We start from the raw sequence: 26,436 nt of genomic DNA on the forward strand, positions 1-26,436 counted from the left end.
TAGCCTAATGCAACATTAATTGCAGGCTAGTGTAGTCTTGCGACTACGCGTGGGCTGGAAGCAGATGCTCGGCGTCTCGATCCGTGGACAGGCACAGTGAGCAGATATGTGCCTGGTGGCTTTGGCAGATCAACATGTCGGGCCGCTCGAAATCGTGCGAGCAGACGTGGCAGTTCAGTTGCTCGGCCGAGGGGTTGCCGTGCTCGTCGTACATGGGCAGATCGATGCCGTCGTGGGTGCGCCGCAGGTAGTACTTGCCTTTGGTGAGGATTGCCAAAATCGGCGGCATCACCAACGCGATGACGATCGCCACCAATGGCGAATAGGGCCGTAGCGTTGCACCCAGGCCCCCGAAGAAGGCGAGGATCGACAGCCCCGCCGCCAGCAGCATCGAGCCGAAGCCGACCGGGTTGATGGCATAGAGCATGCCCCGGCGGAATTCGGGAGTGCGCGGCGACAGCCCGAGCAGGTACTTGTTGAAGACGATGTCGGAGGCAACCGTCACCACCCAGGCCATGCCGCAGTTGGCGTAGAAGCCGAGGATGGTGTTGAGGAAGTCAAACATGTTGGCTTCCATCAGGATCAGTGCGATGCCGAGGTTCACTCCCAGGAACACCACTCGCCCCGGGTAGTGCTTGGTGACGCGGGTGAACGAGTTCGTCCATGCCAGCGAGCCCGAATAGGCGTTGGTCACATTGATTTTGATCTGGCTGAGGACCACGAGGACTACCGCCAGGGTGAGCGCTAGCCACCCCGGCATGAAGTTGCGGTAGATCTGCATGAACTGGTGCACCGGCAGATTGGCGATCGTGATTGCGCCGGCGACGTTGGAGATCAGGTACACCGCCAGGAAGAGCCCGATGATTTGTTTGAGCGCACCGAAAATCACCCAGCCGGGTCCGGCTAGCACCATCCACGTCCACCACTTGCGCGAATTCTCCGGCGTGCGCGGCGGCATGAAACGCAAATAGTCGATCTGCTCGGCGATTTGAGCGATCAGCGAGAGGCAGACGCCGGCGGCCAGCAGGGCAGAGCCGACCGTGACGCCGCCCTTGCCGTCCTTGCCGGCATAGGAGAAGAACTGCGATATCGATCCGGGATGGCTGATCACCAAGTAGGCGAATGGCGCCACCATCAGGGCCAGCCACAGCGGGGTGGTCCAAAGCTGAAGCTGGGAAAGCACTTTCATGCCGTACATCACCAGTGGGAAGATCAGCAAGGTCGAGCAGGCGTAGCCCAGCCACAGTGGGACGTGCAGACCCAGGTTGAGGCCCTGGGCCATGATCGAACCCTCGAGGGCAAAGAAGATGAAGGTGAACGTCGCAAAGATCACGTTGGTTACCACCGACCCGTAGTAGCCGAAACCGCTGCCGCGGGTGATCAGATCCAAGTCGATGTTGTAACGGGCGGCGTAGTAGGCCAGTGGAAAGCCGGTGGCCAACACCACCAGGGCGAAGATCCCGATGCCCCACAGGGCGTTCGCGGTGCCCCAACTGATGCCGACGTTGGCGCCGATGGCGAAGTCGGCAAGGTAGGCGATGCCGCCGAGCGCGGAGATGCCCACCACCGCTGGTGACCATCGCCGGTAGCTGCGGGGTGCGAAGCGCAGGGTGTAGTCCTCGAGCGTCTCACCGGCGGCCTTCGTGGTGGACAGCTCGGTCGCGTCCTCGAGCTGTGTCTCGATGGCTTGCATCAAACCTCCCGAACGCGCGCGAACCTGTCAAGTGACTGCGAAAACCCTTGGGAATTCCTGGAACTGGTCAGCATCGTTGGTGAGGTCGGGAAATCCTAACCTCGCATGCGGCGGCCCGCCAATTTTCGCTAGAGCTTGCCGACGACGAAACTTGCGGCCTCATTGGTCAAGCCGGGCACGTAGCCCATGTGTGCCTTCCACTGATTGCCGTCCGAACAGACGGGGTCGCCCGCGTTGCACAGGTTGTCGATCTTGCCCGCGAATTGCGGGCTCAGCGCTGTCAGGAGGCCGCCGGCCCGGCCGGACGGATTCCCGAAAAGGGTGACCGCGGCGACGTGTTGGGCGGCTTCGGGCGGTAGCGGCTGGGTGAAGCCGAGTCCAGGTAACGGTGCCGCGGTGACGATGTCCATGACCGCGGCGCCCTGGGAGTATCCGCCGAGCACCAGCTTGGTGTCGGGGCAGGTGTTGGCCATCTGCTGGACGTGGTCGCTGGCGTCGTTGGCGCCGTCGGCCGCGGCCAGGAAGTCTTTGTTCGCCGGGTAGTTCACCCCGTATGCGCCGACGTTGCGGCCGGTCTGCTGATGCAGCGAGTTGATCAGGGCCTGGCCCACCCGGCCTACGCCGGGCGGCTCACCGGTTCCCCGGGCGAACACCACCTCGACATCCGGGCATCCGGCCGCCGATGCTTTCGGGGCCAGCGGCGTTGCCAGTAACAACGCGGCCGCCGCGATCGCGGCGGCCGCCAGGCTGGCGAGGCGGTGTGCCCAACATCGTGCACCACTGGGGATAGACCTCATGGCGCAATGTTACGGGCTTACTGACGGTGCGTCAGTGAACCTGCACGGCGTTGGTGTTGGGCACCTGCGATCCGGGCACCTGCTGAATGGGCACCTGCTGGCCGGGTATCTGCGGGCCGGGGCCCGGCGCCAGTTGTGGACCCGGTGCCTGCGGAACCGAACCCGGGATCTGCACAATCGGGGGGCCCATCAACTTGGTCGCGACGAAACTCGCGGCCTGCGTGGTGTACACGGGCACATAACCTTCGGTGTGCCCGCTCCACTCGTTGCCCGGGCCGGCGTGACAGATCGGGTCGCTGGGGTTGCACAGGTCGATTGCCTTGGAGCCCAACAGCGCGCTCTGGGTGGTCAGGGATCCGCCGCTACGGTTGGCCACATTTCCGAAAACCGCGACCGCCGCGATGTTGTCGGCATATTCCGGCGGCAGCGGGCTGCCAAAGCTGATGCCGCCCAACGGAACTCCGGCAACGATGTCGATGACGTCGGCGCCTTGCGAATAGCCGCCCAGGACGATCTTGGTGGTGGGACAGGACGCGGCCATGGACTTGATGTGAGAGATGGCGTCGTTGGCGCCGTCGCCGGTGTGCAGCTGCAGGCGGCTGGCGGCGTAGTTCACCGCGTACACGCCGATGTTCTTACCGGTCTGCTGGCGCAGCGAGTCGACGAAGGCGTCGCCGACGCGGCCGATGCCGGGAGGCTCGCTGGTGCCCCGGGCGAAAGTGACTTCGGCGTCCGGGCAGTCGGTGGCCGAGGCGACCGGAGCGGCGGCCTTGACGGCGATCGGGGCGGTTAACAGAGCGCCGGCGGCGGCCACCCCGATGGCAGCACGGCGCAAGAGGTCATAATTCACCCCGAAATTTTACCCGCGTCCAGGCGACGTGAAACCTTGCAACTTGTGGATGAAGGGCGCGGAAACCCCCGGTCGGCGGCCTACGGTAGGCGCAACGACGTACGGGTCTGGGGGGCCGATGACAGCTTGGCTGCACGTGAGCGGCTACCGATTTCAGGTTCGGCGTCTCGAGCGGGCATTGCTGCACAAGGATCTGGCCACTGCCGATGAACCGATGCGCAGGCCGTTGTCGCTCGGGTACGTGGTGGCGGCAGTCGCGGTGGCGGGGTGTGCGTTTGTTGGGTTGCTGCGCCCGCAGCCCGCGCTCGGTGATGCACAAATCGCGATGGGCCGCGAATCCGGCGCGCTTTACGTGCGGGTGGGCGATGCGTGGCACCCGGTTTTCAACCTGGCCTCGGCGCGGCTGATCGCTGCGACGCCGGCCGATCCGCGGCCGGTTTCCGAAACGGCGTTAAACCGCGCCAAACATGGCCCGCTGCTTGGGATTCCGGGTGCGCCGGCAGTACTCGCGGCGCCATTGGCGGCGGCCGAATCGAGTTGGACGATCTGTGATTCGGACCTGGGCGCGGCGACGACGGTGATCGTCGGGCCCGGCGCCGGGCCGGCACTGGCCGCTGGGGAGGCCGTGCTGGTTACCGCCGGCGCCGGTTCGCCGGCCCAGCTGCTCTTCCATGGCCGCCGCGCAGTGGTAGAACTCAGCGATCCTTCGGTGCTGCGCGCGCTCCGGCTGGAGGGGCGGGTCCCGCAAGTCCTCTCGCCGGCTTTGCTCAACGCCGTGCCCGAGGCGCCGCCGATCCTGGTCCCCCGGATCCGTGGCGCGGGCGGACCGGGGCCGGCCGGCCTGCGATTCACCGTGGGCAGTGTGCTGAGGATCACACGCACCGGCGGCGACGAGTACTACGCCGTGCTGGCCGGTGGGGTGCAGCGCATCGGCCAGGTCGCCGCAGATCTGCTGCGGTTCAGCGACTCGAGAGGCAACGCGACCGTCAACGCGGTGGCTCCCGATGTGATCGGTGCCGTGCCGATCGTCGACAGTCTGCCGGTGTCAACCTTCCCGGACCGGGCACCGGTCGTGGTGCATGGCGCCACGGTGTGCGCATCGTGGACCCCCGCGTCAGGGCCGGTCGACATTTCGGTGGGCCGCGACCTGCCCACGCCCGCCGGGCAGGCTCCCGCGAGCCTGGCACAGGCCGACGGCCGCGGCCCCGCGCTGGATGCGTTCTATCTGCCACCGGGACGCAGTGCCTACGTGTCGGACGGCGCTCGCGGGCACATGCGCTATCTCGTCACCGGCAGCGGCGTGCGGTTCGCCATCGGCGACGACGAGGACGCACGCGCTCTCGGGTTGCCCGCGGTCGCGGTCCCGGCGCCGTGGCCGGTACTGGCGACGCTGCCGTCGGGACCGGAACTGGACCGGCGACGGGCGTCAGTCGCGCGTGATGTGGTCGGGCTGCCTTAGCCGGCGTGACACCGCCCCGCTGACCATCGCCACCACCAGAACCGCCAGGCAGATCACTGCCCCACCCAATGCCGTGTTTCGAGAACCGTCATCGGCCGGCGCGGACGTTGGCGGTGTGACGACCGGCGCCGCAACCGCAGGTGGCTGCACGGGTTTTGAGCCGGGGTCGGTGCTGACCGCGGCCAGGACGTCGACAGTGCCACTGCCCACGAGCGGGTCCCAACCTGCGGATGGGTGGTGTGCGGTCGACTCGATGCGCTGCATCACCTGCCGTGCGGTCAACGACGGGAACCGCGCCCGGATCAGCGCGGCCAGCCCGCTCACCACTGGCGCGGCATAACTGGTGCCCGACAAGGGTGCCGAACCCTGTTGTCCAGTAGCGCGATTCACGATGCCGTCGCCGCCGATCGGGCTCAGTGAAGTCACGCCCTCGCCGGTCGCGGCGACATCCACCCATGGACCGGCCAGCGTGAAGGCCGATGGTGTGCCGTCGGCGTTGACCGAACCGACGGTCAGCACGTAGTCGTCATACCAGGCCGGACTGACCGCGACCGTCACGGTGTCACGGGTTGCGTCGGCGGGCTGGGCCGGACACTGCGCGCTGCCCACCGAATTACCGGCGGCGGTCACTATGACGATGTTCTTGACGTCGACGGCATAGGCCAGTGCGGCGCCCAGCGCACGATCGTCGAGCGCGTCGGTGGCCGAGACGCAGGCAACCGAGGAAATGTTGATCACCGACGCGCCCAGGTCAGCGGCGGTCCGGACGGCTCGGGCCATGGTGTCGACGTCGCCGACCCCCGCGCCGGCCCGGTCGCCGGCCGGGCCGAACTTCGTGCTGGACTGGCGAATGCTGATCAATGTGACATCGGGCGCCAGGCCGCTGAATTCGTCCGAGGCGGGATCCGCTGCGGCGGCGATGATTCCGGCGACCAGCGTGCCGTGCGCATCGCAGTCCTGGGTACCGTCTCCGGCCGAGACGTAGTCGCCGCCCGGAAGCAGATGGGGCAGCCGGCGGTGTCGTGAAACCCCGGTATCGATGACCGCCACCCGTTGGCCCCCGCCGCGGCTGAGTCCCCAGATCTGCGGCAGGTCGAGACCGGCCAGTTGTGCCGGCATTTCGGGTTGGGTGGCATCGGTAGTGGCGGCCGTGCACACCTCGCGTTGCACGGTAGGGCGCTGTGGTGCCGGGAGTGCTGGTGCTGGCAGCAGCTTTTCGTCGATCGGTGGCGGCGACACCGCGCGCGCCGACGGCGCCGCGCATTGGGAGAGCACGGTGAGGGCCGCAATCACCAGCAATCGCAGCAGGTTTGAGGTCCTCGTCCTCATATCAGGTCGAGCCCGCGAACCGCGCTGAAGACTCCGCACACCCAGCAGGTCAGCGGAACCACCGCAACCAGCGCCAGACATTCCAGCGTCTCGACGCCGCGGCGTACGACCGGAGAGAAAGACACGGTGGGCGCGACGAAACCGAGGTAGAACGCCGTCGCGGCCAGTCCCGCTGCCACCGCCGCGATAAGCGGCCCGTGTTTGGCCGCACCGGTCGTTGCCGCGGCGAAGGTCGCTGTGATATCGGCAATCCCGGTGGCAGCGAACACTATTGCCCGTTTCGGCGGGCCCGAACGTGCGCGCAACAGCAGTAGCATAGCTGTGACGGTCGATACCGCTATGGTGTGACGATCGATTAGTGCGGCGGCGAGGGCACCGATGGCTGCCGACGCTGCGCAGCCGGCGAGCAGACCGGTCAACCAGACCTCAGCAGCGCGGGCCTTGGCGTCCAATAGATCCGCCGTGGGCAGTGCATCCTCTCGTGGTGAAAGTCCGGCCATTCTGATCGACATCCGCGGCGACAACTCCATCAGACCCACCGATATCAGCGTGACCAGGCAGCCGATGGTGGGAGGCGGTGCGGCGGCGAGCACACCGGTCAGGGTGGCGAGAGCGACGACCGTCGCAGCGCAGGCGATCGCCGTCAATGTGATTGCGTTGTGACCCGTTACGCGTACCACCAGCACCGAGATCGTGGCTACCGTCATCGAGGTCAGCAACAGGTGCGCAGACCCCGGGCAGCCGGGCACGGTGAACCAGCCGGCAACGGCGGCGAACACGATCGCAACGAGCCCGAGCGTGAGTCCGGCCATCTGATCTCGATATGCCCGACGGGCAAACGCGGCGCCCGCTATTGCGACGACTGAGGCCGCCGCTGCCACACCTGCCGTCGCCTTGTCGGGCGGCCCGTTCGTGACCAGCACCAGGGCGCCGGTGATGGTCAGGCACAACGCGGCGATCGCGCCGGTGAGGCGGGTCGTTGGCCGGTCCACCGCGCTAGCTAGCGCGGCCGACACCGCTTCGGCCGCATCGTCGCAGTGGCGCAGGGGTGGTTCGGCAGTGGCCTGGCTCAAGATCAGTACGGCACCATCACGAATTCCACTCTGGGCCAGGGTCGTCGAATTCGGTAGCGCGGGCGCCCCGAGGAGCGACAGATGGTAGCGCGACGCGCTAATTCGGGTGCCCAGGATGTCGATGATCGACGGGATCAGCGTGGCGACGGGTATCTCGGCGGGTAGTGACAGGTCGACTGCGGTACTGCCGGCATGAACGGCGACGCGACGCAACCCGGGTTCTGATGTGGACATCATCGGGACGTTAACCAGTTCTCCACCGGCCGGTATACGTCTGTGCACAGCCGACTTGCGGCTCGATGCCCGGCTGTTTACCGTCGCCCGATTGTGAACACCGGCATAGAGATTGCCGCGCCGCCCGAGGTACCGGCATCGGCGATGTCGGGCATACTGGTGCGGGCACTGCCGGTGCTCATATCCGTTGCGGGTCTGGGCGTCATGGCGGTGGCGGCGCTGTCCGGGTCGCCCGTCACCCGCAATCCGGCCTTTCTGGCGTTTCCACTGATGATGGTGGTCTCAGCGGTGGTCGCCGGGGTAACCGGACGGGGGCGCAGCCGGGGCGCTGAGATCGGCGCTGCCCGTGTCGATTACCTCGCCTACCTGAGCCGCCTGCGCGAAGCCGTTGCCGAAATAATTGCGGCACAACACTTGTCGCTGCGGCGGGCTCATCCCGATCCCGAGGCCCTATGGACCGTAGTTGGCGGCTCGCGGATGTGGGAGCGGCGACCGGGCGGGCCGGACTTCGGGCATATCCGCGTCGGCCTCGGAAGTGTGCCGCTTGCAACGCCTTTGGTGGCTCCGGAGAACCCGCCGGAACGCCGGGTGGATCCGGTCACCCGCGCGGCGCTGCATCGCTTCCTGCGCGCCCACTCGGCGCTTGCCGACGTGCCCATCTCGATGTCTCTGTGGCAAGCCGGGGCCATCACGATCGACGGCGAAGTGAGCCGGGTTCGCGGGCTGCTCCGCGCCATGGTCTGCCAACTCGCCGTTTGGCACCCCCCGGATCGGGTGTCGATCACCGCTGACGTCGGCGAGGAGAACCAGGTTGACTGGGAGTGGCTGAAATGGTTGCCGCACAACCAGAGTCGGGATGCCACGCATGTGGTGATGATAGTGGACGGCGCGCAAGACGCCGGCGCCCCGATGGCAGATAGGGTCACGCTGCGGGTGGGTGCCGGCCACGGGCCGATGCTTGTCAGATGCGATGGGCGCGAGCTGATATTGCCGAACCCGGATTACCTGGGACTTGTCGAGGCGACGGTGTGTGCGCGCCGCTTGGCCGCGCACCAAAGCCCACGGCGCGGGGCTGGCTGCGGCTGGCCGAGTCTGCTGGATATCGATGAAGTCACCGGCTTCGACCCGCACAAACTGTGGCACGGTCAAGATCGCCGTCATCGCCTGCGTGCGCCGGTCGGATACACACCCGACGGCACACCCGTGGACCTCGACATCAAGGAATCCGCCGAGCAGGGCATGGGGCCGCACGGACTCTGTGTGGGTGCTACGGGGTCAGGCAAGTCGGAGCTGCTGCGCACTATTGCACTGGGCATGATGGCGCGAAACTCCCCGGAGCTGCTCAACCTGCTGTTGGTCGACTTCAAGGGTGGCGCAACGTTTCTGGACCTGGCCCGAGCTCCACACGTGGCCGCCGTCATCACCAACCTCGCCGACGAGGCGCCACTTGTCGCCCGCATGCGCGACGCACTTGCCGGTGAGATGAATCGTCGCCAGCAGCTGCTGCGGGCGGCGGGAAACTTCGTCAGCGCTGCGGCCTACGAGCGAGCGCGTCGCGGCGGCGCGCAACTGACCGCCCTGCCAACGCTGTTCATCATCGTCGACGAGTTTTCCGAACTGCTCAGCCAGCACCCGGATTTCGCGGACACCTTCGTGGCGATCGGCCGGCTCGGGCGGTCGCTGGGAATTCACCTGCTGCTAGCCAGTCAGCGGCTCGACGAGGGCCGGCTGCGCGGGCTGGAGGCCCACCTGTCTTATCGGATATGTCTAAAGACGTTGTCGGCCGCGGAGTCACGGGCGGTCCTGGGTACGCTCGACGCCTACCAGCTGCCGAATGCGCCGGGCGCGGCATTCCTGCGTACCGCCAACGCAGAGCTGGTCCGGTTTCAGACGGCATTCGTGTCCGGACCGCTGATGGTTCGGCCGGCCGAAGACGACGTGGTGCGGGCATTCACTCGTGTGGATGGGTTAAGTCGTGCGGATGCGGATGCGGATGCGGATGCGGATGCGGATGCGAATGCGGTTGCCGCGCCGAGTCTCTTGCACGCGGTCCTGGATCGGCTGTCGGGTCACGGGCCACCCGCGCACCGAGTCTGGCTGCCGCCGCTGGCCAGCGCGCCCCCATTAGACGCACTGCTGGACGCCGCGACTCCGGGTGAGTTGGTGGCCCCGATCGGTATCGTCGACCGGCCCTTCGATCAGTGCCGGGTGCCGTTCGTCGTCGAATTGTCCGCAGCCGCGGGCAATGTCGCGGTGGTGGGAGCACCCCGGTCGGGAAAGTCGACCGCGTTGCGCACGCTGATCATGGCGTTGGCCGCCTCCCACGATCCCGGCCAGGTGCAGTTCTACTGCTTGGATTTCGGCGGCGGCGGACTTGCCGCCCTGCGGGAGCTGCCCCATGTGGGCGCCGTCGCCGGCCGGGCCGAGTCACAGTTGGTTAGCCGCATGATTGCCGAATTGGAATCCGTGTTGCGATCGCGAGAAGATTCCTGGTCCGAGAAGGACATCGATTCGTTCGCCCACGTGTTTCTCGTCATTGACGGTTGGGCCGCCCTGCGTCATGAGTTCGAGAAACTTGAGGAGTCGATTACCGCCCTTGCCGAGCAGGGACTGTCGTTCGGGATACACGTGGTGCTGTCGGCTTCGCGGTGGGCCGAAATCAGACCGTCGCTGAAAGATCAGATCGGTACGCGCATCGAGTTGTGCCTCGGCGACCCTGCGGATTCCGAATTGGACCGCCGTCAGGCTCAACACGTTCCGCGCGGCCGGCCGGGCCGGGGCCTTACCCGAGACGGGCTGCACATGCATATCGCCCAGCCCGAGATGAAATCGCCAATCCGCCGGGGTGACACGGCGGCGCCGCCCATACCATTGCTGCCTGCGCGGGTAGACTCGGGCGTCGTCGTCCGCCAGGCAACTGAGGAACTGGCCGGCTGCATTCTGCTCGGCATCGAAGAGCGCCGGTTGCACCCCATTGCAATCGATTTCGAATGTCAGTCGCACCTGCTGGTACTCGGTGACAACGAGTGTGGAAAGACCGCAACGCTGCGAATGCTCTGTCGCGAGATCGTGCGGACCAGGACGCCGCAACAGGCTCGGCTGCTGATCGTGGACTTCCGCCGCGCTCTCCTAGGTGCCGTCGAGTCCGAACATGTTGGTGGCTATGCCATGTCGACGGCGTCGCTCGGTGCGCTGTTGCCGGATCTGCTCGATCTGTTGGGCGGGCGGATGCCGCCGCCACAGGTGACCCAGTCGCAATTGCGTGCCCATTCCTGGTGGACCGGCCCGGATATCTATCTCGTAGTGGACGACTACGACCTGGTCGCCACCGCTTCCGGTAACCCGCTACTGGGTCTGCTTGAATATCTGCCGCACGCAAGGGATCTGGGATTGCATGTCATTGCGGCCCGGCGTAGTGGGGGTGCGGCGCGGGCCATGTTCGAGCCGTTGCTCGCGGGTCTGCGCGACTTCGGCTGCATGGCGCTGATGATGAGTGGACGCCCCGACGAGGGCACCCTGTTCGGCAGCCGGCCCGCGTCACCGCTGCCGCCGGGTCGCGGGATTCTGATCGCCCGGCCCGGTGACGAGCAGCTGGTGCAGGTGGCCTGGACCCCATGAATACACATCGGGCTGTGATCGAGGCGGGTCCGTGCACCATCCGCCGATTGTGTTGCTCCGCAGGGGGTACCGCCGATGACGAGTTGGTGTCGGGCGCGCTGGGTGCGATAGACGACGCGGTGGCGCTGGTGAATGAACGACCCGTCACTGTCGATTCGGTGTGGTCGGCCGCGCTGCGGTCGGTGGTGTGTGATCACTGTGACGGCGTGGTCGTCGTGTATCCGTCGTGGTGGTCGGGGTCGCGGGTGTCGGTGCTAGCCGCTGCGGCGCAGACCTTGCCCGGCGATGCGATGGTGCACCCCCGCTCGTGGCTGCTGGCACAGGCATCACCGGACACCGCAGCGGTGATGGTAGAGATTGCCGGGCAATTGGTGCTGATCGCGGGGGAAGAGGCGGTCGGCATCGCGCGCGTGGGGGAGCCGCGGCTGGTTGCCGTAGAGGTAGCGGACGCTATCGCCGGACTGTCGCGCGGGGTGGTGTTGATCGACGGACCGGGAACCGTCGACGGAGCGCCGGAACTGGCAAGGTTGATTGCCGAGGCGGTGCGCGAGGGCGGCCACACCGCAGTCCTGATTGACGTAACCCGGCTGGCTCGGCTGGCAGCATCTTTCACGCCTCTCCCGGACCGGCCTGCTCCCCGGCTACGTACCCGGCCGGTCGGGCGCTTCGCCGCCGCCGGAACCGGCTTGGTGCTGGTGTTGCTGGCTCTGTTGCGGGAGCCGGCGTCTGTGCCTCACCGGGAGGCCGCCCTGGAAACGACGACCTCTCTGGTCGAGGGCCGAGTGGCGCTCACCATCCCCGCGAACTGGCCGACCCAGCGCGTGGTGTCCGGGCCCGGATCGGCGCGGGTGCAGGTCACCTCGGCGTCGGACCCCGAGGTGGCACTGCACCTTACGCAATCGGCGGTAGCCGGCGAGACGCTCAGCGCAACCGCAGAACGGCTGAAGCGGGCAATCGATGCCGAACCCGCCGGCGTATTCGTCGACTTCAACGCCAGCGGCATCAGCGCCGGCCGAACCGCGGTGACCTACCGCGAAGTGCGTACCGGCCATGACGTGTGGTGGACCGTGCTGCTCGACGACGGGGTCCGGATCAGCATCGGATGTCAGAGCAGGCCCGCCGCGATGGACGCCGTACGCGATGCCTGTGAACAGGCGGTGCGGTCGGCGCACGTGCTGGGATAAAGCCCGGAAAATTGGGTGGAACCTAGTGCCGTGAGCTGCCGTCGTAGTTGGTATGAGCACACTGAGCACCGATTTTGATCTGATGCGCTCGGTCGCGGCCACTACCGACAGCCGCAACGAGGAGATCCGGGCGATGTTGCAGGCATTCATCGGCCGGATGGGCGCCGTTCCACCGTCGGCATGGGGTGGGTTTGCGGCCGTGCGTTTCAAGGACGTCGTCGATCGCTGGAACGCCGAGTCGATGCGGCTCTACCACGTCCTGCATGCGATCGCCGAGACCATTCGGCACAACGAAGCCGTGCTGCGGGAGGCCGGCCTGGATCATGCACACCACATCGCGGCCGCCGGCGCAGATCTGTAAGAGGAGGAGGGGCCCTATGAACACAGATCCGGTGCTGTCATACAACTTCGATGCGATCGAACACTCCGTCCGTCAGGAGATTCACACCACATCGGCGCGCTTCAATGCCGCACTTGAGGAACTGAGGTCGCACATCGCGCCGCTGCAGCAACTGTGGACCCGCGAAGCGGCGGCCGCCTACCAAACCGAGCAGCAGAAGTGGCATCAAGCGGCGACCGCACTCAACGAAATACTGGTCGACCTGGGCAATGCCGTCCGTGACGGCGCGGCCGACGTCGCCGAGGCAGACCGCCGGGCCGCCGGCACGTGGGCGCGGTAGCGGCGCAACAAGGCTCTGTGCGGTCCCGGCGGAAGGAGAGCCGTTGGGACCGCACAGTCATTTTGACCTGCGGGGATGTGCGTCGGTAAGCTGCTCGGTTGGCGTGCGGGTACGCCGGGGCCTCGGGTCAATGTCGGTCGCCGAGACCAGCCCCACCGTTCACGCCTGACTGGCACCCCGGGTCACACCGGGATTCACCCGAGAGAAAGAGTGGTAAGCGCTGTGCCTACATACGCGCCCAAGGCGGGTGACACCACGAGGTCGTGGTACGTCATCGACGCCACGGACGTGGTGCTTGGCCGCCTTGCCGTCGCAGCTGCCAACCTGCTGCGCGGTAAGCACAAGCCGACGTTCGCGCCCAATGTCGATGGCGGCGACTTCGTCATCGTCATCAACGCCGAAAAGATCGCCCTCAGCGGCGACAAACTGCGCAGCAAGATGGCTTACAGCCACTCGGGGTACCCCGGCGGCCTGCACAAGCGCAGCATCGGCGAGCTGCTGCAAAAGCACCCCGACCGCGTGGTGGAGAAGGCGATCGTGGGCATGCTGCCCAAGAACAAGCTCAGCCGTCAGATCCAGAAGAAGCTTCGCGTGTACGCCGGTCCGGAGCATCCACACACTGCACAGCAGCCGGTGCCCTTCGAGATCAAGCAGGTAGCGCAATGACCGAAACCCAAGAGACGTTAGAAGCCCCGGCCGACCCGGCTGCCACGCACAGCGATTCATTCGTGCTCGAGCGGCCCATCCAGACCGTCGGCCGGCGCAAAGAAGCCGTGGTGCGGGTGCGGCTGGTGCCCGGCACCGGCAAGTTCGACCTCAACGGCCGCAGCCTGGAGGACTACTTCCCCAACAAAGTGCACCAGCAGCTGATCAAGGCGCCGCTGGTCACCGTCGACCGGGTGGAGAGCTTCGACATCTTCGCCCTTCTGCATGGCGGCGGGCCGTCCGGCCAGGCCGGCGCGTTGCGCCTGGGAATCGCCCGGGCGTTGATTCTGGCGCAGCCCGAGGACCGGCCGGCACTGAAGAAGGCCGGCTTCCTCACCCGAGACCCGCGGGCCACCGAGCGCAAGAAGTACGGCCTGAAGAAGGCCCGCAAGGCGCCTCAGTACAGCAAGCGCTGATATCACTTTTGGGCCGCGAGCCTGCGGCTATATCGACGCGTCGGCGTGTCGAGCGGCAAATTTGCAGGCTCGCGGCCAAAAGTGGGTATGTGCACGGCTGTCAACTGTGAAAGGTTTGTCCGTATGGGTCGACTATTCGGCACCGACGGTGTACGCGGGGTCGCCAATCGTGAGCTGACCGCGGAGCTGGCCCTGGCGCTGGGCGCCGCGGCCGCGCGGCATCTGGCGAACTCGGGCGCTCCCGGCCGGCGGGTCGCCGTCATCGGCCGCGACCCGCGGGCCAGCGGTGAAATGCTGGAGGCCGCGGTGATCGCCGGCCTGACCAGCGAAGGCGTTGACGCGCTGCGGGTCGGTGTGCTGCCGACGCCCGCGGTGGCCTATCTGACCGGCGCCTATGACGCAGACTTCGGGGTCATGATCTCGGCGTCGCACAACCCGATGCCCGACAACGGCATCAAAATCTTCGGTCCCGGCGGCCACAAACTCGACGACGACACCGAGGACCAGATTGAGGACTTGGTTGCGGCCGGACCCGGGCTGCGTCCGATTGGCACGGATATCGGCCGTGTCGTCGACGCTGAGGACGCCGCGGAGCGCTACCTGCGTCAGGTGAGCAACGCCAGCACCAACCGGCTCGAGGGGCTGACGGTGGTTGTCGACTGCGCCCATGGCGCGGCATCGTCGGTGGCCCCGGCCGCCTACCGCGCGGCCGGTGCCCGGGTTATCGCGATCAACGCCGACCCCAACGGCTTGAACATCAACGACGGTTGCGGATCTACCCACCTGGATCCGCTGCGTGCCGCCGTACTCGCCCACCAGGCCGATCTCGGACTGGCGCATGACGGCGACGCCGACCGCTGCCTGGCAGTCGACGCCAACGGCGAACTCGTCGACGGCGACGCGATCATGGTGGTCCTGGCGCTGGCCATGAAAGATGCCGGTGAGCTGGCCTCCGACACGTTGGTAACCACGGTGATGAGCAACCTCGGCCTGCACCTGGCGATGCGTTCGGCCGGCGTTTCGGTGCGCACCACCGGTGTGGGCGACCGCTATGTCCTGGAGGAGTTGCGAGCAGGCGATTACAGCCTGGGTGGCGAGCAGTCCGGCCACATCGTGATGCCGGCGCTGGGCTCGACCGGCGACGGAATCGTCACCGGGCTGCGGTTGATGACGCGCATGGTGCAGACCGGTTCGTCGCTGGCCACGCTGGCCTCGGCGATGCAGACGCTGCCGCAGGTGCTGATCAACGTCGAGGTCGCCGACAAGGCCACCGCCGCCGTGGCGCCGACGGTCCAGACGGCGGTCGACGAGGCCGAGGCTGAGCTGGGTGACACCGGCCGAATCTTGTTGCGCCCCTCGGGAACTGAGCCCATGATCCGGGTGATGGTCGAAGCGGCCGACGAGGATGTCGCTCACCGGTTGGCCACTACCGTTGCGGATGCGGTGAGCGCCGCGCGCTGATCGGCGAAAAGGCCGGAACCTCGGCGCGGTATGCGGCGTCGAAATAGGTATGAGATCCGATAGCGCCAGCATCGACGGGGCGGCGGTGTATGCGGTTGCCGACCGGTTCAACACCGCCTCCGAACTTATCGATAACGCGGTAACCGACCATTTGTCCAGACTGGCGTTCGACGGGCTCCGGGCCGGACGAGCGCACACCGTGCGCGGCGACGCTTTGCGCGCCGGGATGGACCGGTTGGCAGAGGACTTGTCGCGGTGGTCACGCGCGGCCGTCGAGATCGCGCTCGCGCTGCGGGCCGGCGCCGACCGGTATGCCGACGCCGACCGGTATGCCGCAGCGCGGATCGCCTGATCATGGCGGATCGGTTGGATGTCGCCGAGCGTCTCGCCGAGGGCCGGCCCGCCGTCGACCACACACATCGGTACGTGCGGGCTTGCCAACAGGTCGGGCTCGCGGATCCCGACCTGGAGGTCCGCGACTGCTTCGAGAGCGAGGACGGACTCGATCTGCGTGCGCTCGACGGCGACTGCGCCCAGCTACGAGCCGCGGGTGCCGCTGTCACCGAAGCGCTGCGGCTGCAGCGTGCCCAGATCAGCGAGCTGACGGCCGCATGGATGGGTCCAGGTGCCGAGGCCGCGGTTCGCTTTCTGCAACGGCATTGCGATGCGGCAAATGAGGTGGCCACCGAAATCCGCGCGGCGGCCCAGCGTTGCGAGTCGCTGCGGGACAACCTGTGGCACCTGGTCGATTCAAAGGTCGCGACGGCCATCGCCATCGACGACCGTTCGCTGGCGCAGCGGCCGGTGTGGTTGGCCGCCGCCGACACGGTGACGAGCGGCGGGGGCGATCGGCCGGCGGCTGAGGAACTTCTTCGTCAACAGGTAAAACCATACGTGGACAACGACATTCGTGATGAGTGGCTCACCTTCATGCGGTCGGCGCGGGCCGGGGTTGCGGCAGCCTATGACATGGTCATCGATCGGATGGCCACCGCTATGCGCGGATACTTCGAGATTCCCGGCGATCTGGGTCCGATGCGTCAAGCCGTGGGGTCGACGACGTTGGCGTACCTCCCGCAAAATCCTGTGCCCGCGACTGCGGCCAGGGCCGGCATTGCCCCTGCCGCCATTGCCCCTGCCGCCATTGCGCCCACCGCCACTCCCGCCGCAGCGGCACCGGCACTGCCGGCGGATCCTGCGGCGGCGATGATGCCGCCGCTTGCCACGACATCTTCGGCGCCGGCTGACGGCAGTGCCCTGGGCGGGATTGGGGGCCCCAACGGACTCAGTGGACTCAGTGGGCTTGGCGGGCTTGGCGGGCTTGCGGACCGGATCGTGGACGCGATGGGCAGCGCGCTGGGCTCAGCGGGCGACGAGCTCACCGGGGATCCCTTCAACGAAGACATCGCCGATGACGATCCGAACGACGAGAATGCCGCCGAGTCGGAACCGCGCGAGAACGCGGCAAAGGCGGACAAGGTAGAAGAGGTTGCCGTCGACGAACCCGCGCCGGCTGAGCAGGCCCCCGGCGTCGCCGAGCCGCCGGCCGCGCAGCCGCCGCCGGCCGGCGAGGTGCCGGTCGCGCAGCCGCCGCCGGCCGGCGAGGTGCCGGTCGCCCAGCCGCACCCGCCGGACCCTCCGGTCAAGGGATCGACCCCGTGTGAGATCGCAGCGGATGAGCTTCCCAAAGCGGGGCAATGACAGGTCAGCCGGGCCGCAGCGCCAGCAGCTCCTCGACGTAGCGCACCGCCTCGCCACCATCTGCGGTCACCGGCCTGACCAACAGCGTGGTCACACCCGCCTCGGCGTACGCGGCCAGCCGTTCGGCTATGAAACCTCGCGGGCCGATCAGCGACATGCCACGCACCAATTCGTCGGGCACCGTCTCGATGGCCTCACGCTTGCGGCCGGAAAGGTAGAGCTCCTGAATCCGATCAGCGACAGCACCGAACCCATACCGGGTCGCCAAGCTGTGATAGAAGTTGCGGCCCTTGGCGCCCATCCCGCCGAGATAGAGGGCCAGCTGCGGTTTGGTCCATGCCAGCCGGTCCGCGACATCCTCGCCGATGGCCAGCGACGTGCCCACCATCACGTCCAACGGACCCAGCGCGGCATCCCGTTTGGCGGCGCCGGCCGCCAGCGCCTCACCCCACACCAGCCCGGCCTTGTCCGGGCAGAAGAAGGCCGGCTGCCAGCCTTCGGCGATTTCGGCGGTCAGTTCGACGTTCTTGGGGCCCAGCGCCGCTATCGATATCGGAATATGTTCGCGTACTGGATGATTGATGAGTTGCAGCGCATTGCCCAGCCCTGTCCCGCGATCTGGCGGTAGCGGGATCTGGTAATGCTTGCCGTCGTAGCGAACCCGTTCCCGACGCCACACCTGCCGGCAGATTTCCACGACTTCGCGGGTCCGGCCCAGCGGTGCATCGAACTCCACACCGTGGAACCCCTCCATGACCTGAGGTCCGGAGGTGCCGATGCCGAGGTGGAACCGGCCGCCGGAGACGAAATCCAGACCCGCGGCGGTCATCGCCAGCAGCGAGGGGGTGCGGATATAGAGGGGAAGCACGCCGGAGGCCAACTCGACGCGGGTTGTCTTGGCGGCCAGATAACCCAGTTGGCTGATGGCATCGTAGGAATAGGCCTCGGCCACCACGGCGATGTCGATGCCGGATTTCTCGAGTTCGACGACGCGGTCGACGGCCTCGTGGAAGCCGCCGGAGTAGTCGAGTGCGATCCCGATTCGCATCACCGACTCTTACCACGGCTCAGCCCGTAGACGTACCCGTCCAATATTCCGCGAACCGTTGCCGGCCGTCGCCGAGTCGCAGGATGTCATTGCCGGTGAACGAGAGCGGTCCCTCTGGTCCGACCCCGGCGCCGGCCCAGCGTCCGGCAACCAGATCGCCATCGCAAATTGGACCAATTTCGATGTGGAAATTCAAGTCGGCCAACATGTTTCGTGTCTGGCTAATGATCTGCTCGAGTTCGGCCGGTCCGTGTACCTCCCGGTCGGGCCAGTGGCCTACGAAGTCGTCGGTGACGATCTCGCCGGCGATCTGACGCCCTGCCCAGAGTTCGGTGATCCAACGTTCGTACAGCAGTTGTGCAGTAGACATAGGGTGCGTCTACCCGCTCGCGTGCGTCACTTCAGCAGCGCGACGATCTTTTCTTCGGGTGTGACCGGCTCCGCCTCGGGGTCCGGTACGTCGGTCTTGGGCAGCCGCACCTCAGGATCGGCGAACTCCCGATAGGTCTTGTCGCCGCTGAGCGTGTAGAGCAGATACCCGGTCAACAGCGCGCGCACCGCACGCTGGGTCTTGCGGTCTGGGCCGGGTAGACCCACCACCTGCGTCAGTCGCCGGCCCTCCACAAGGCCGCCTGCCTCGGCCTTACTGACGATGCGCAGGGCGGCGCTGTCCCAGACGCGCGAGAGCGCCAGAGCATTGGAGTTCAGCGCCGTGGCATCTCCTGGCGCGGTCAGGAGCAGGCCCGGAACGTCCAGGGTTGCCGCCGGTTGCTCGGCTGGGGGAGCGGTCACGGTGGGGAAGATCGCCGCCACAGCCGCCGGCTTGCTCGGCATACCGGCCGCGGCGAACACCGCCGCCGAACCGCCGAAGCCGTGGCCGGCCAATCCGAGCTTGGCGGGGTGCACGCTGATATCGCCCGGTCCCAGCCGCACGCCCGCCAGGATGTCGAGCGCAACCCCCAGGTCGAAGGCCAGGTTGAGCGCCGATGGCGCCAGTCCGCGGTGGGTGTCGGGCGCCCCGGCAACGATGCCCCACGACGCCAGGTGCTCGAGCAGCCCCGAGTACCGCGCCGCGCCGGTGAGCCAGTCGTGCCCGAAGGCGACCCCGGGCAGGTTCAGTCCGGACTCTGGTGTGTACACGACTCCGGGTAGGCCGGCAAAGGCCAGGTCACCGCGCAAAACCCGGTGTGGACCACGTCGGCTGAGGGCGGCGAAGAGCTTGCGGGTGCGGGCCACGGGTCGACGTTAGCGGTGACTCGGCGGATGGGTCCAGTGGGTCCACCCCGCGCCGTCCCAGTACCGCTGCCCTGGGAAACCAGACGGGTCGGCATACCAGCCCGGGGGTGTCGGCGCGGGCATGGCCGCTGCCCGCGGCTGCCCCGCCAGGGCGCGCAGCTTGCGCATCGCGCTCAGGTTGGAAAACAGCGCAATCCAGTTCATCACCAGAATCGACACCAGGCTCCACCACCCGGCGAGCAGGTTCTGGGTTTGCGCGCGGCGGTATGCCGCTTCGCACTGCTGCAGCGTGCCGGTGACCGTATAAGTGCGCTGCTGCCAGAAGATCAGCGCACCGATGTGCTCGATCAGCCTCAGCTGGAAACTTCGGCCGAAACGGGATAGCCGGACGAGCCGGGCGGCTGATACGGATACGACAAAGCAGGCCTTCCGTGCAGGTGAGCAGGTAAACGATACCGTCGGTTCCGTTGTCGGGCTCGCGGCTGCACTACCCTGTTCAGAATGTGCGGAATTGTCGGCTACGTCGGGCAGCGTCCTGCCTGCGACGTCGTCATGGACGCGCTGCGCCGGATGGAATACCGCGGCTACGACTCGTCGGGCATCGCATTGGTCGACGACAGCGGCCACCTCACCGTGCGCCGCCGCGCCGGCCGGCTAGCCAACCTGGAGGCGGCTGTCGCCGACATGACGCAGGCGGAGCTGGCCGGCACCACCGGACTCGGTCACACCCGCTGGGCCACCCACGGCCGCCCCACCGACCGCAATGCACACCCGCACCGTGACGCCGCCGGCAAGATCGCCGTCGTCCACAACGGCATCATCGAGAACTTCGCCAGCCTGCGTCAGGAGCTGGAGAGCGCCGGTGTGGAGTTCGTCAGCGACACTGACACCGAGGTCGCGGTGCACCTGGTCGCGCAGGCCTTTCACCAGGGCGAGACCGCCGATGACTTCCCCGCATCCGTGCTTTCGGTGCTGCGCCGGCTAGAGGGCCACTTCACCCTCGTATTCGCCAACGCCGACGACCCCGGCACCATTGTGGCCGCGCGCCGCTCGACCCCGCTGGTGCTCGGGATCGGCGAAAAGGAGATGTTCGTCGGCTCGGACGTGGCCGCCTTCATCGAACACACCCGCGACGCGGTCGAACTGGGCCAGGACCAGGCGGTCGTCATCACCGCCGACGGCTACCGGATCACCGATTTCCACGGCAACGACGACACCGCGAACGCCCGCGAGTTCCACATCGACTGGGACCTGGCCGCCGCCGAAAAGGGCGGCTACGAGTACTTCATGCTCAAGGAGATCGCCGAACAGCCCACCGCGGTGGCCGACACGCTGCTCGGTCACTTCGTGGGCAACCGGATCGTGCTCGACGAGCAGCGGCTCTCGGATCAGGAACTGCGCGAGATCGACAAGGTGTTCGTGGTGGCCTGCGGGACGGCGTATCACTCCGGGCTGCTGGCCAAGTACGCGATCGAGCACTGGACAAGACTGCCGGTCGAGGTAGAACTGGCGAGCGAATTCCGTTATCGCGACCCGGTATTGGACCGCAGCACCCTGGTGGTGGCCATCTCTCAGTCCGGGGAAACCGCCGACACCCTGGAAGCGGTCCGGCACGCCAAGGAGCAGAAGGCCAAGGTGCTGGCGATCTGCAACACCAACGGCTCTCAGATCCCGCGCGAGTGCGACGCGGTGCTCTACACCCGCGCCGGCCCGGAGATCGGGGTGGCCTCCACGAAGACCTTCCTGGCCCAGGTCGCCGCCAATTACCTGCTCGGCTTGGCATTGGCGCAGGCCCGCGGCACCAAGTACCCCGACGAGGTACAGCGCGAATACCGCGAACTGGAGGCGATGCCGGACCTGGTGGCCCGCGTAATCGCCGGCGTCAAGCCGGTCGCCGATCTGGCGTATCGGTTTGCTCAGTCGTCGACGGTGCTGTTCCTGGGACGACACGTCGGCTACCCGGTGGCGCTGGAAGGTGCACTCAAGCTCAAGGAATTGGCGTACATGCACGCCGAGGGGTTCGCCGCCGGAGAACTCAAGCACGGCCCCATCGCGCTGATCGAGGACGACCTGCCGGTGATCGTCGTGATGCCTTCGCCCAAGGGTTCGGCCACGCTGCACGCCAAACTGATGTCCAACATCCGCGAGATTCAGACCCGCGGCGCGGTGACCATCGTGATCGCCGAGGAGGGCGACGAAACGGTGCGGCCCTACGCCGACCACCTCATCGAAATCCCAGCGGTATCAACACTTTTGCAGCCGCTGCTGTCGACCATTCCGCTTCAGGTGTTCGCCGCTTCGGTGGCCCGGGCCCGCGGTTATGACGTCGACAAACCACGAAATCTGGCCAAGTCCGTCACCGTCGAATAAGTGGGCACACGCGGGCGCAGGTTCGGCATCATCGGTGTCGTCGTCTTCTTTGCGGCATACATCGGTTCGATCGTGCTCTACGTCAACAGCGGAATGGGCCACCCACATCAAATCACCGACGGTGCACCTTCGGGCGACGGCACGAAAGTGACCGTCGATATCGAAGACATCCAATCCAACAGCGGCGTGCTCAGTGCCAACCTCACCGTTACCCCCGGGCCCGCGCAACTCGACCAGCAAACCGGCACTCTGAAAGACGACCTCACCGTGGTGGCCAGCTCCGTGCTACTGGCGAGCAAGCGCACCTGGGCCAGGGGCACCCTGCCCGACGTATTCCGTGTCTCCATCAGCCTGTCCGGTGATGTCGCGAATTGGCCTTTCGACACCTACCAGTCGGGGCCGATCAACGTCCAACTCTTCTCCGGATCTTCGCAAGTGCCCGAACCGGCGACGGTGACCTTGGTCGACCGTCTGCTCGGCTGGAAAATCGAGGTGGCCCGCGTCGACAAAAGCAGCGCATTCGCCCCTTACCGGCTGGAACTGTACCGGTCGCAAAGCACCGCGGCGTTTGCCGTGCTGATCCTCGGTGTGCTCATTGCACTTGCCGTTCTTGCCCTTTTCGTGGCTGTTCAGACGGTGCGGGACCGGCGGAAATTCCAGCCGCCGATGACGACGTGGTATGCCGCGATGCTGTTCGCGGTGATGCCGCTGCGCAATGCGTTGCCGGACTCGCCGCCATTCGGCAGCTGGATGGATGTCACGATTGTGCTCTGGGTGATCGTCGTGTTGGCGATCTCGTTGGTGCTGTACATCTCGTGCTGGTGGCGGCACCTCAAACCCGAGGGGGAGAGCCGCCGCTCATGAAACTAGGCATCGCGGGTCTGTTGCTTTTCATCCTGGCCTATTTCGGCTCGACGTGGCTGTACGGCAGCGCCGGCAAGGGCCCTCACGATCTCAATCGCGGACAGCCCACCGCCGACGGAACGACGGTTACCATCGACCTGCAAGACGTCGCGCAGAGCAACACGGTGCTGGTCACCAACCTTTCCATCACCCCGGGACCCGGGCTGGTGGACCCGCGCACCCACGGCCTTAACGAGGACCTCAGCGTCGTCGTCACCTCCACGGCAACGCCCACCAAACGCAGCTGGTCCAAGGACATGCTGCCCGGCACGTTTCCCGTCCCGCTGACGCTGAGCGGCGATGTCACCGACTGGCCCTTCGACCATTACGTGTCGGGGCCGATCACCGTGGAACTGTTCCGCGGACCCGAGCAAGTGCCGCAACGAGCGGCCGTGACCTTCGCAGACCGGCTCGCCGGCTGGCAGATCAACATTCCCGCGCCCGGCAAACCCGGTGAGCCGTATCGGGTGCAGCTGCAACGCTCGGCGGGCACCGTGGCATTCGCCGTCGTGATCGTCGGAGTCCTGGTCGCCCTTGCCGGCATCGGCCTATTCGTCGCCGTTCAGACGGCACGCGACAAGCGCAAGTTCCAGCCGCCGATGACGACGTGGTATGCCGCAATGCTTTTTGCGGTGGTACCGCTGCGAAACGCGCTGCCCAACGCGCCGCCGTTCGGGTCCTGGATCGACGTCCGCGTGGTGCTGTGGGTGATCGTCGTGTTGGTGTTGTCGATGCTGGTGTACATCACCTGCTGGTGGCGGCATACCGCACCCGACCAGCCTTAAGCTGTACGGCGCGACGGCGGCCGTGCGAGAGTTGAAGCCGTGGCAAGGTCGGTGCCGACACGACTGCGAGGCTGGGCGCTCGCAGTGTGGCATTTCGTCAGCAGTGCGCCGCTGACCTATCTGTGGCTGCTCGGGTTGGTAGCCACGACTATTGCTCAACACGTGCTCACCGGCTACCAGTTGCACACGGTGCTACTGCATCGGTCTACCAATATCCATGCCCTGGCGACCGATCCGCTCGGCGTGCTGTTCTCCAGCCTGCTGTGGATCGACGGCCGGAGTCTGGAACCGTATCTGTTGCTGTTCACCCTGTTTCTCGCACCGGCCGAGCAGTGGCTTGGCCACTTACGTTGGCTCACTGTGGGTTTGACGTCCCATATCGTTGCCACCTATGCCAGCGAAGGCCTGCTGTATCTGGCGATCGAACTGCATGATGCGTCGGAAAGGTTTGTGCGCGCGCACGATATCGGGGTCAGCTACTTTCTGGTTGGGGTGATGGCGGTGCTCACCTATCACATCGCGCGACCATGGCGTTGGGGCTATCTTGCGGTGCTGTTCCTCATCTTCGGGTTTCCGGTGATCGCCATGGACCGCATCGAGCTGAGCTTCACCGCGATCGGTCACTTCGCCGCGCTGCTGATCGGGCTGGCCTTCTATCCGATGGCCCGAGAGCGCAAATCCCCGTCGCTGAGTCCAGCGCGAATCAGGGCCGCCCTGCAGCGGTCCAGTTCGCCGGAGGCGCCTGCCTGACGTAGCGCGGTGGGCATGCAATGGTGGACTCCGTGGAAAAGCCCTCCGGGCACCTGCGCCCGACGGCCTGGCTCACCGCGGCATTGCGCTTCGTGGCCAGTGCCCCGCTCACGTATCTGTGGGTGACCGTCTTGCTCATCACCACGATCATCGCCCGCCACCTGACCAGGCGGCAGTACCACACCGTGGTCGTCGACGGTTCCACCAACATCCACGATTTGAGCCGGGATCCGCTCGACGTGCTGTTCTACAGCCTGCTGTGGATCGACGGTCGCTACTGGACACCGTATTTGGTGCTGTTCACTCTGTTTCTCGCCCCGGCCGAGCAGTGGCTGGGCCAATTACGCTGGCTCACAGTGGGGTTAACCGCGCACATCGCGGCCACCTATATCAGCGAAGGGCTGCTGTATCTGGCGATCCAGCATCACCTGGAACCGCAACGGCTGGTCCATGCCCGCGATATCGGGGTGAGTTACTTCCTGGTGGGAGTGACGGCCGTGCTTGCCTACCGAATACGGCCGCCGTGGCGATGGGCCTACCTGGCCGTACTGATCACGACCTTTGCCGTGCCGCTGATCATCAAGCTGAACTTCACCGCGATCGGGCACTTCTCGGCGATATTCATCGGCCTGTGTTTCTATCCGATGGCCCGAAGTCGCCGGCCAGCGCCTAGCCCCGGGTGGCCGAAAGACACGTAGTGTCAGGCACATGCGCCACTACTACTCGGCCCAGGTGATCCGCGAAGCCGAGGCCCCGCTGCTGGCCAGCCTGCCCGACGGCGCGCTGATGCGGCGGGCGGCCTTCGGGCTGGCCAGCCAGATCATCGGCGAACTGAAAGCGCGGACGGGCGCAGTGGCCGGGCGTCGGGTCTGCGCGGTCGTCGGATCGGGTGACAACGGCGGCGATGCGCTCTGGGCGGCCACGTTCCTGCGCCGCCGCGGTGCGGCCGCCGACGCGGTACTGCTCAAACCCGAACACACTCATCGCGCCGGGCTGGCCGCTTTCCGTAAGGCTGGTGGCCGGGTAGTCGAAAAGGTATCGGCAGCAACGGATCTCGTTATCGACGGCGTGGTCGGCATCTCGGGTTCCGGCCCGTTGCGGCCGGCGGCGGCCGAGGTTTTCGACGCTGCCGCGGGCATCCCGGTGGTGGCTGTCGACATCCCCAGCGGCATCGACGTGGCGACCGGGGCGATCACCGGCCCCGCGGTCCATGCCGCAGTGACCGTCACCTTCGGCGGCCTCAAACCTGTGCATGCGCTGGCCGATTGCGGCCGGGTGGAGCTGGTCGATATCGGGCTGGATCTGCCTGACACGGACGTGTTGGGCTTCGAGGCTGCCGACGTTGCCGCGCGCTGGCCAGTGCCCGGCGCCCGCGACGACAAGTACACCCAGGGTGTGACGGGGGTGCTGGCCGGTTCGTCGACATACCCGGGCGCGGCGGTGCTGTGTGCCGGCGCTGCCGTCGCGGCCACCTCCGGCATGGTCCGCTACGCCGGAAGTGCCCACCCCGAGGTGCTTTCGCACTGGCCCGAGGTCATCGCGTCGCCGACACCCGCGGCGGCCGGGCGGGTGCAGTCCTGGGCGGTCGGGCCGGGGCTGGGCACCGACGAAGCGGGGGCTGCAGCGTTGTGGTTCGCGCTGGAAACCGACCTGCCGGTGATCGTCGATGCCGATGGGCTGACCATGCTGGCGGCCCATCCCGACCTGGTGGCCAACCGCGAGGCGCCTACCGTGCTGACGCCGCACGCCGGTGAATTCGCCCGGCTGGCCGGATCGCCGCCCGGCGACGATCGCGTCGGCGCCTGTCGCAGGCTGGCCGACGCGTTCGGCGCGACCGTGCTACTCAAGGGCAACGTCACCGTCATCGCCGACCCAGGCGGCCCGGTCTATCTGAATCCGGCCGGACAGGCCTGGGCGGCCACCGCCGGCTCCGGCGACGTGCTGTCCGGGATGATCGGCGCGCTGCTGGCCTCCGGGTTGCCCGCCGCCGAGGCGGCCGCGATGGCGGCGTTCGTCCACGCCCGTGCCGCGGCGCTGTCAGCGGCCGACCCGGGACCCGGCGAGGCGCCCACGTCGTCGTCGCGAATCCTGCATCACATCCGGGCCGCGATCGCGGCCATCTAGCCCCACCTAGCCCCATCTAC

At 66.8% G+C, this 26,436-nt stretch carries 25 protein-coding genes; 16 read left to right on the forward strand and 9 right to left on the reverse strand.

The genetic code is table 11. From position 1 onward, the window contains the following. Positions 1-43 precede the first annotated feature (43 nt). The 3 genes from AWC27_RS21785 to AWC27_RS21795 form a co-directional block, all read right to left on the reverse strand. Entirely contained in the window at positions 44-1,693 is a 1,650-nt protein-coding gene (locus AWC27_RS21785; protein WP_085672397.1) for a purine-cytosine permease family protein, read from the reverse strand. A gap of 128 nt (positions 1,694-1,821) precedes the next feature. Beyond that, positions 1,822-2,490 carry a cutinase family protein gene (locus tag AWC27_RS21790; RefSeq protein WP_085672398.1) on the reverse strand — a complete coding sequence of 223 codons (669 nt, stop codon included), beginning with the start codon at positions 2,488-2,490 and terminating at the stop codon, positions 1,822-1,824. A gap of 31 nt (positions 2,491-2,521) precedes the next feature. Beyond that, positions 2,522-3,340, reverse strand: a complete 819-nt coding sequence (locus AWC27_RS21795) for a cutinase family protein (protein WP_211281686.1) — start codon at positions 3,338-3,340, stop codon at positions 2,522-2,524. Positions 3,341-3,458: 118 nt separating this feature from the next. On the opposite strand from AWC27_RS21795, the gene eccB reads away from it, so the two are divergent. Continuing rightward, a complete protein-coding gene (eccB, locus tag AWC27_RS21800) occupies positions 3,459-4,799 on the forward strand; it encodes a type VII secretion protein EccB (protein ID WP_245847387.1) in 1,341 nt (446 codons plus the stop codon). Here eccB and mycP read toward each other — a convergent pair. Together mycP and eccD are read right to left on the reverse strand one after the other, a co-directional pair. Next, positions 4,767-6,128 carry a type VII secretion-associated serine protease mycosin gene (mycP, locus tag AWC27_RS21805; RefSeq protein ID WP_085672400.1) on the reverse strand — a complete coding sequence of 454 codons (1,362 nt, stop codon included), beginning with the start codon at positions 6,126-6,128 and terminating at the stop codon, positions 4,767-4,769. The genes eccB and mycP overlap by 33 nt on opposite strands. Continuing rightward, positions 6,125-7,435, reverse strand: a complete 1,311-nt coding sequence (gene eccD / locus AWC27_RS21810) for a type VII secretion integral membrane protein EccD (protein ID WP_085672475.1) — start codon at positions 7,433-7,435, stop codon at positions 6,125-6,127. The genes mycP and eccD overlap by 4 nt, the downstream gene beginning before the upstream one ends. Before the next feature lie 93 nt (positions 7,436-7,528). Here eccD and eccCb point away from each other — a divergent pair, with 93 nt between their 5' ends. The 9 genes from eccCb to AWC27_RS21855 all read left to right on the forward strand — a co-directional run bounded on the left by eccCb (position 7,529) and on the right by AWC27_RS21855 (position 17,200). Then, positions 7,529-11,053, forward strand: a complete 3,525-nt coding sequence (gene eccCb, locus AWC27_RS21815) for a type VII secretion protein EccCb (protein WP_372516914.1) — start codon at positions 7,529-7,531, stop codon at positions 11,051-11,053. Then, on the forward strand, positions 11,050-12,237 hold the full coding sequence (locus AWC27_RS21820; RefSeq protein WP_085672401.1) for a type VII secretion-associated protein: 1,188 nt from the start codon (positions 11,050-11,052) through the stop codon (positions 12,235-12,237). The genes eccCb and AWC27_RS21820 overlap by 4 nt, the downstream gene beginning before the upstream one ends. A gap of 52 nt (positions 12,238-12,289) precedes the next feature. Then, positions 12,290-12,598, forward strand: coding sequence for a WXG100 family type VII secretion target (locus AWC27_RS21825; RefSeq protein ID WP_085672402.1), 309 nt, complete (start codon positions 12,290-12,292; stop codon positions 12,596-12,598). A gap of 16 nt (positions 12,599-12,614) precedes the next feature. Then, positions 12,615-12,917: a WXG100 family type VII secretion target gene (locus tag AWC27_RS21830; protein ID WP_085672403.1), complete on the forward strand. Its 303-nt coding sequence runs from the start codon at positions 12,615-12,617 to the stop codon at positions 12,915-12,917. 222 nt (positions 12,918-13,139) lie between these two features. After that, positions 13,140-13,583, forward strand: coding sequence for a 50S ribosomal protein L13 (gene rplM, locus AWC27_RS21835; RefSeq protein ID WP_085672404.1), 444 nt, complete (start codon positions 13,140-13,142; stop codon positions 13,581-13,583). Next, positions 13,580-14,038, forward strand: a complete 459-nt coding sequence (rpsI, locus tag AWC27_RS21840) for a 30S ribosomal protein S9 (protein WP_085672405.1) — start codon at positions 13,580-13,582, stop codon at positions 14,036-14,038. The genes rplM and rpsI overlap by 4 nt, the downstream gene beginning before the upstream one ends. Positions 14,039-14,161: 123 nt before the next feature. After that, positions 14,162-15,499 (forward strand): phosphoglucosamine mutase, encoded by a 1,338-nt coding sequence (gene glmM, locus AWC27_RS21845; protein WP_085672406.1) that lies wholly within the window; start codon positions 14,162-14,164, stop codon positions 15,497-15,499. A 49-nt stretch (positions 15,500-15,548) separates the two neighbouring features. Beyond that, entirely contained in the window at positions 15,549-15,851 is a 303-nt protein-coding gene (locus AWC27_RS21850) for a type VII secretion target (protein WP_085672407.1), read from the forward strand. Between the two features lie 2 nt (positions 15,852-15,853). Continuing rightward, a complete protein-coding gene (locus AWC27_RS21855; protein WP_085672408.1) occupies positions 15,854-17,200 on the forward strand; it encodes a hypothetical protein in 1,347 nt (448 codons plus the stop codon). Positions 17,201-17,204: 4 nt separating this feature from the next. Here the strand turns inward: AWC27_RS21855 and AWC27_RS21860 are convergent, their stop codons facing one another. From AWC27_RS21860 to AWC27_RS30405, 4 genes are read right to left on the reverse strand one after another with little or no spacing between them, the layout of a single operon-like run. Beyond that, positions 17,205-18,248, reverse strand: coding sequence for an LLM class F420-dependent oxidoreductase (locus tag AWC27_RS21860; protein WP_085672409.1), 1,044 nt, complete (start codon positions 18,246-18,248; stop codon positions 17,205-17,207). Between the two features lie 19 nt (positions 18,249-18,267). Then, positions 18,268-18,618: an ester cyclase gene (locus tag AWC27_RS21865; protein WP_085672410.1), complete on the reverse strand. Its 351-nt coding sequence runs from the start codon at positions 18,616-18,618 to the stop codon at positions 18,268-18,270. Positions 18,619-18,644: 26 nt separating this feature from the next. Further along, positions 18,645-19,484 carry a dienelactone hydrolase family protein gene (locus AWC27_RS21870; protein ID WP_085672411.1) on the reverse strand — a complete coding sequence of 280 codons (840 nt, stop codon included), beginning with the start codon at positions 19,482-19,484 and terminating at the stop codon, positions 18,645-18,647. A gap of 9 nt (positions 19,485-19,493) precedes the next feature. Then, entirely contained in the window at positions 19,494-19,841 is a 348-nt protein-coding gene (locus AWC27_RS30405) for a DUF2510 domain-containing protein (protein WP_139837149.1), read from the reverse strand. Positions 19,842-19,985: 144 nt separating this feature from the next. Here AWC27_RS30405 and glmS point away from each other — a divergent pair, with 144 nt between their 5' ends. From glmS to AWC27_RS21905, 6 genes are read left to right on the forward strand one after another with little or no spacing between them, the layout of a single operon-like run. Then, positions 19,986-21,854 carry a glutamine--fructose-6-phosphate transaminase (isomerizing) gene (gene glmS, locus AWC27_RS21880; protein WP_085672412.1) on the forward strand — a complete coding sequence of 623 codons (1,869 nt, stop codon included), beginning with the start codon at positions 19,986-19,988 and terminating at the stop codon, positions 21,852-21,854. After that, the gene (locus tag AWC27_RS21885; RefSeq protein WP_245847390.1) at positions 21,855-22,718 is read left to right on the forward strand and encodes a DUF4436 domain-containing protein; all 864 of its coding nucleotides are present in this window, start codon (positions 21,855-21,857) and stop codon (positions 22,716-22,718) included. Continuing rightward, positions 22,715-23,542 carry a DUF4436 domain-containing protein gene (locus tag AWC27_RS21890; protein ID WP_085672413.1) on the forward strand — a complete coding sequence of 276 codons (828 nt, stop codon included), beginning with the start codon at positions 22,715-22,717 and terminating at the stop codon, positions 23,540-23,542. Before AWC27_RS21885 ends, AWC27_RS21890 begins: the two co-directional genes overlap by 4 nt. A 39-nt stretch (positions 23,543-23,581) precedes the next feature. Next, positions 23,582-24,292: a rhomboid-like protein gene (locus AWC27_RS21895; RefSeq protein WP_139837143.1), complete on the forward strand. Its 711-nt coding sequence runs from the start codon at positions 23,582-23,584 to the stop codon at positions 24,290-24,292. A 20-nt stretch (positions 24,293-24,312) separates the two neighbouring features. Next, positions 24,313-24,990, forward strand: coding sequence for a rhomboid-like protein (locus AWC27_RS21900; RefSeq protein ID WP_245847393.1), 678 nt, complete (start codon positions 24,313-24,315; stop codon positions 24,988-24,990). Between the two features lie 10 nt (positions 24,991-25,000). Next, positions 25,001-26,416: an NAD(P)H-hydrate dehydratase gene (locus tag AWC27_RS21905; RefSeq protein WP_085672414.1), complete on the forward strand. Its 1,416-nt coding sequence runs from the start codon at positions 25,001-25,003 to the stop codon at positions 26,414-26,416. The last annotated feature ends 20 nt before the right edge of the window (positions 26,417-26,436 follow it).

The sequence above is a fragment of the Mycobacterium szulgai genome (assembly GCF_002116635.1).
Taxonomy (GTDB): Bacteria; Actinomycetota; Actinomycetes; order Mycobacteriales; family Mycobacteriaceae; genus Mycobacterium; species Mycobacterium szulgai.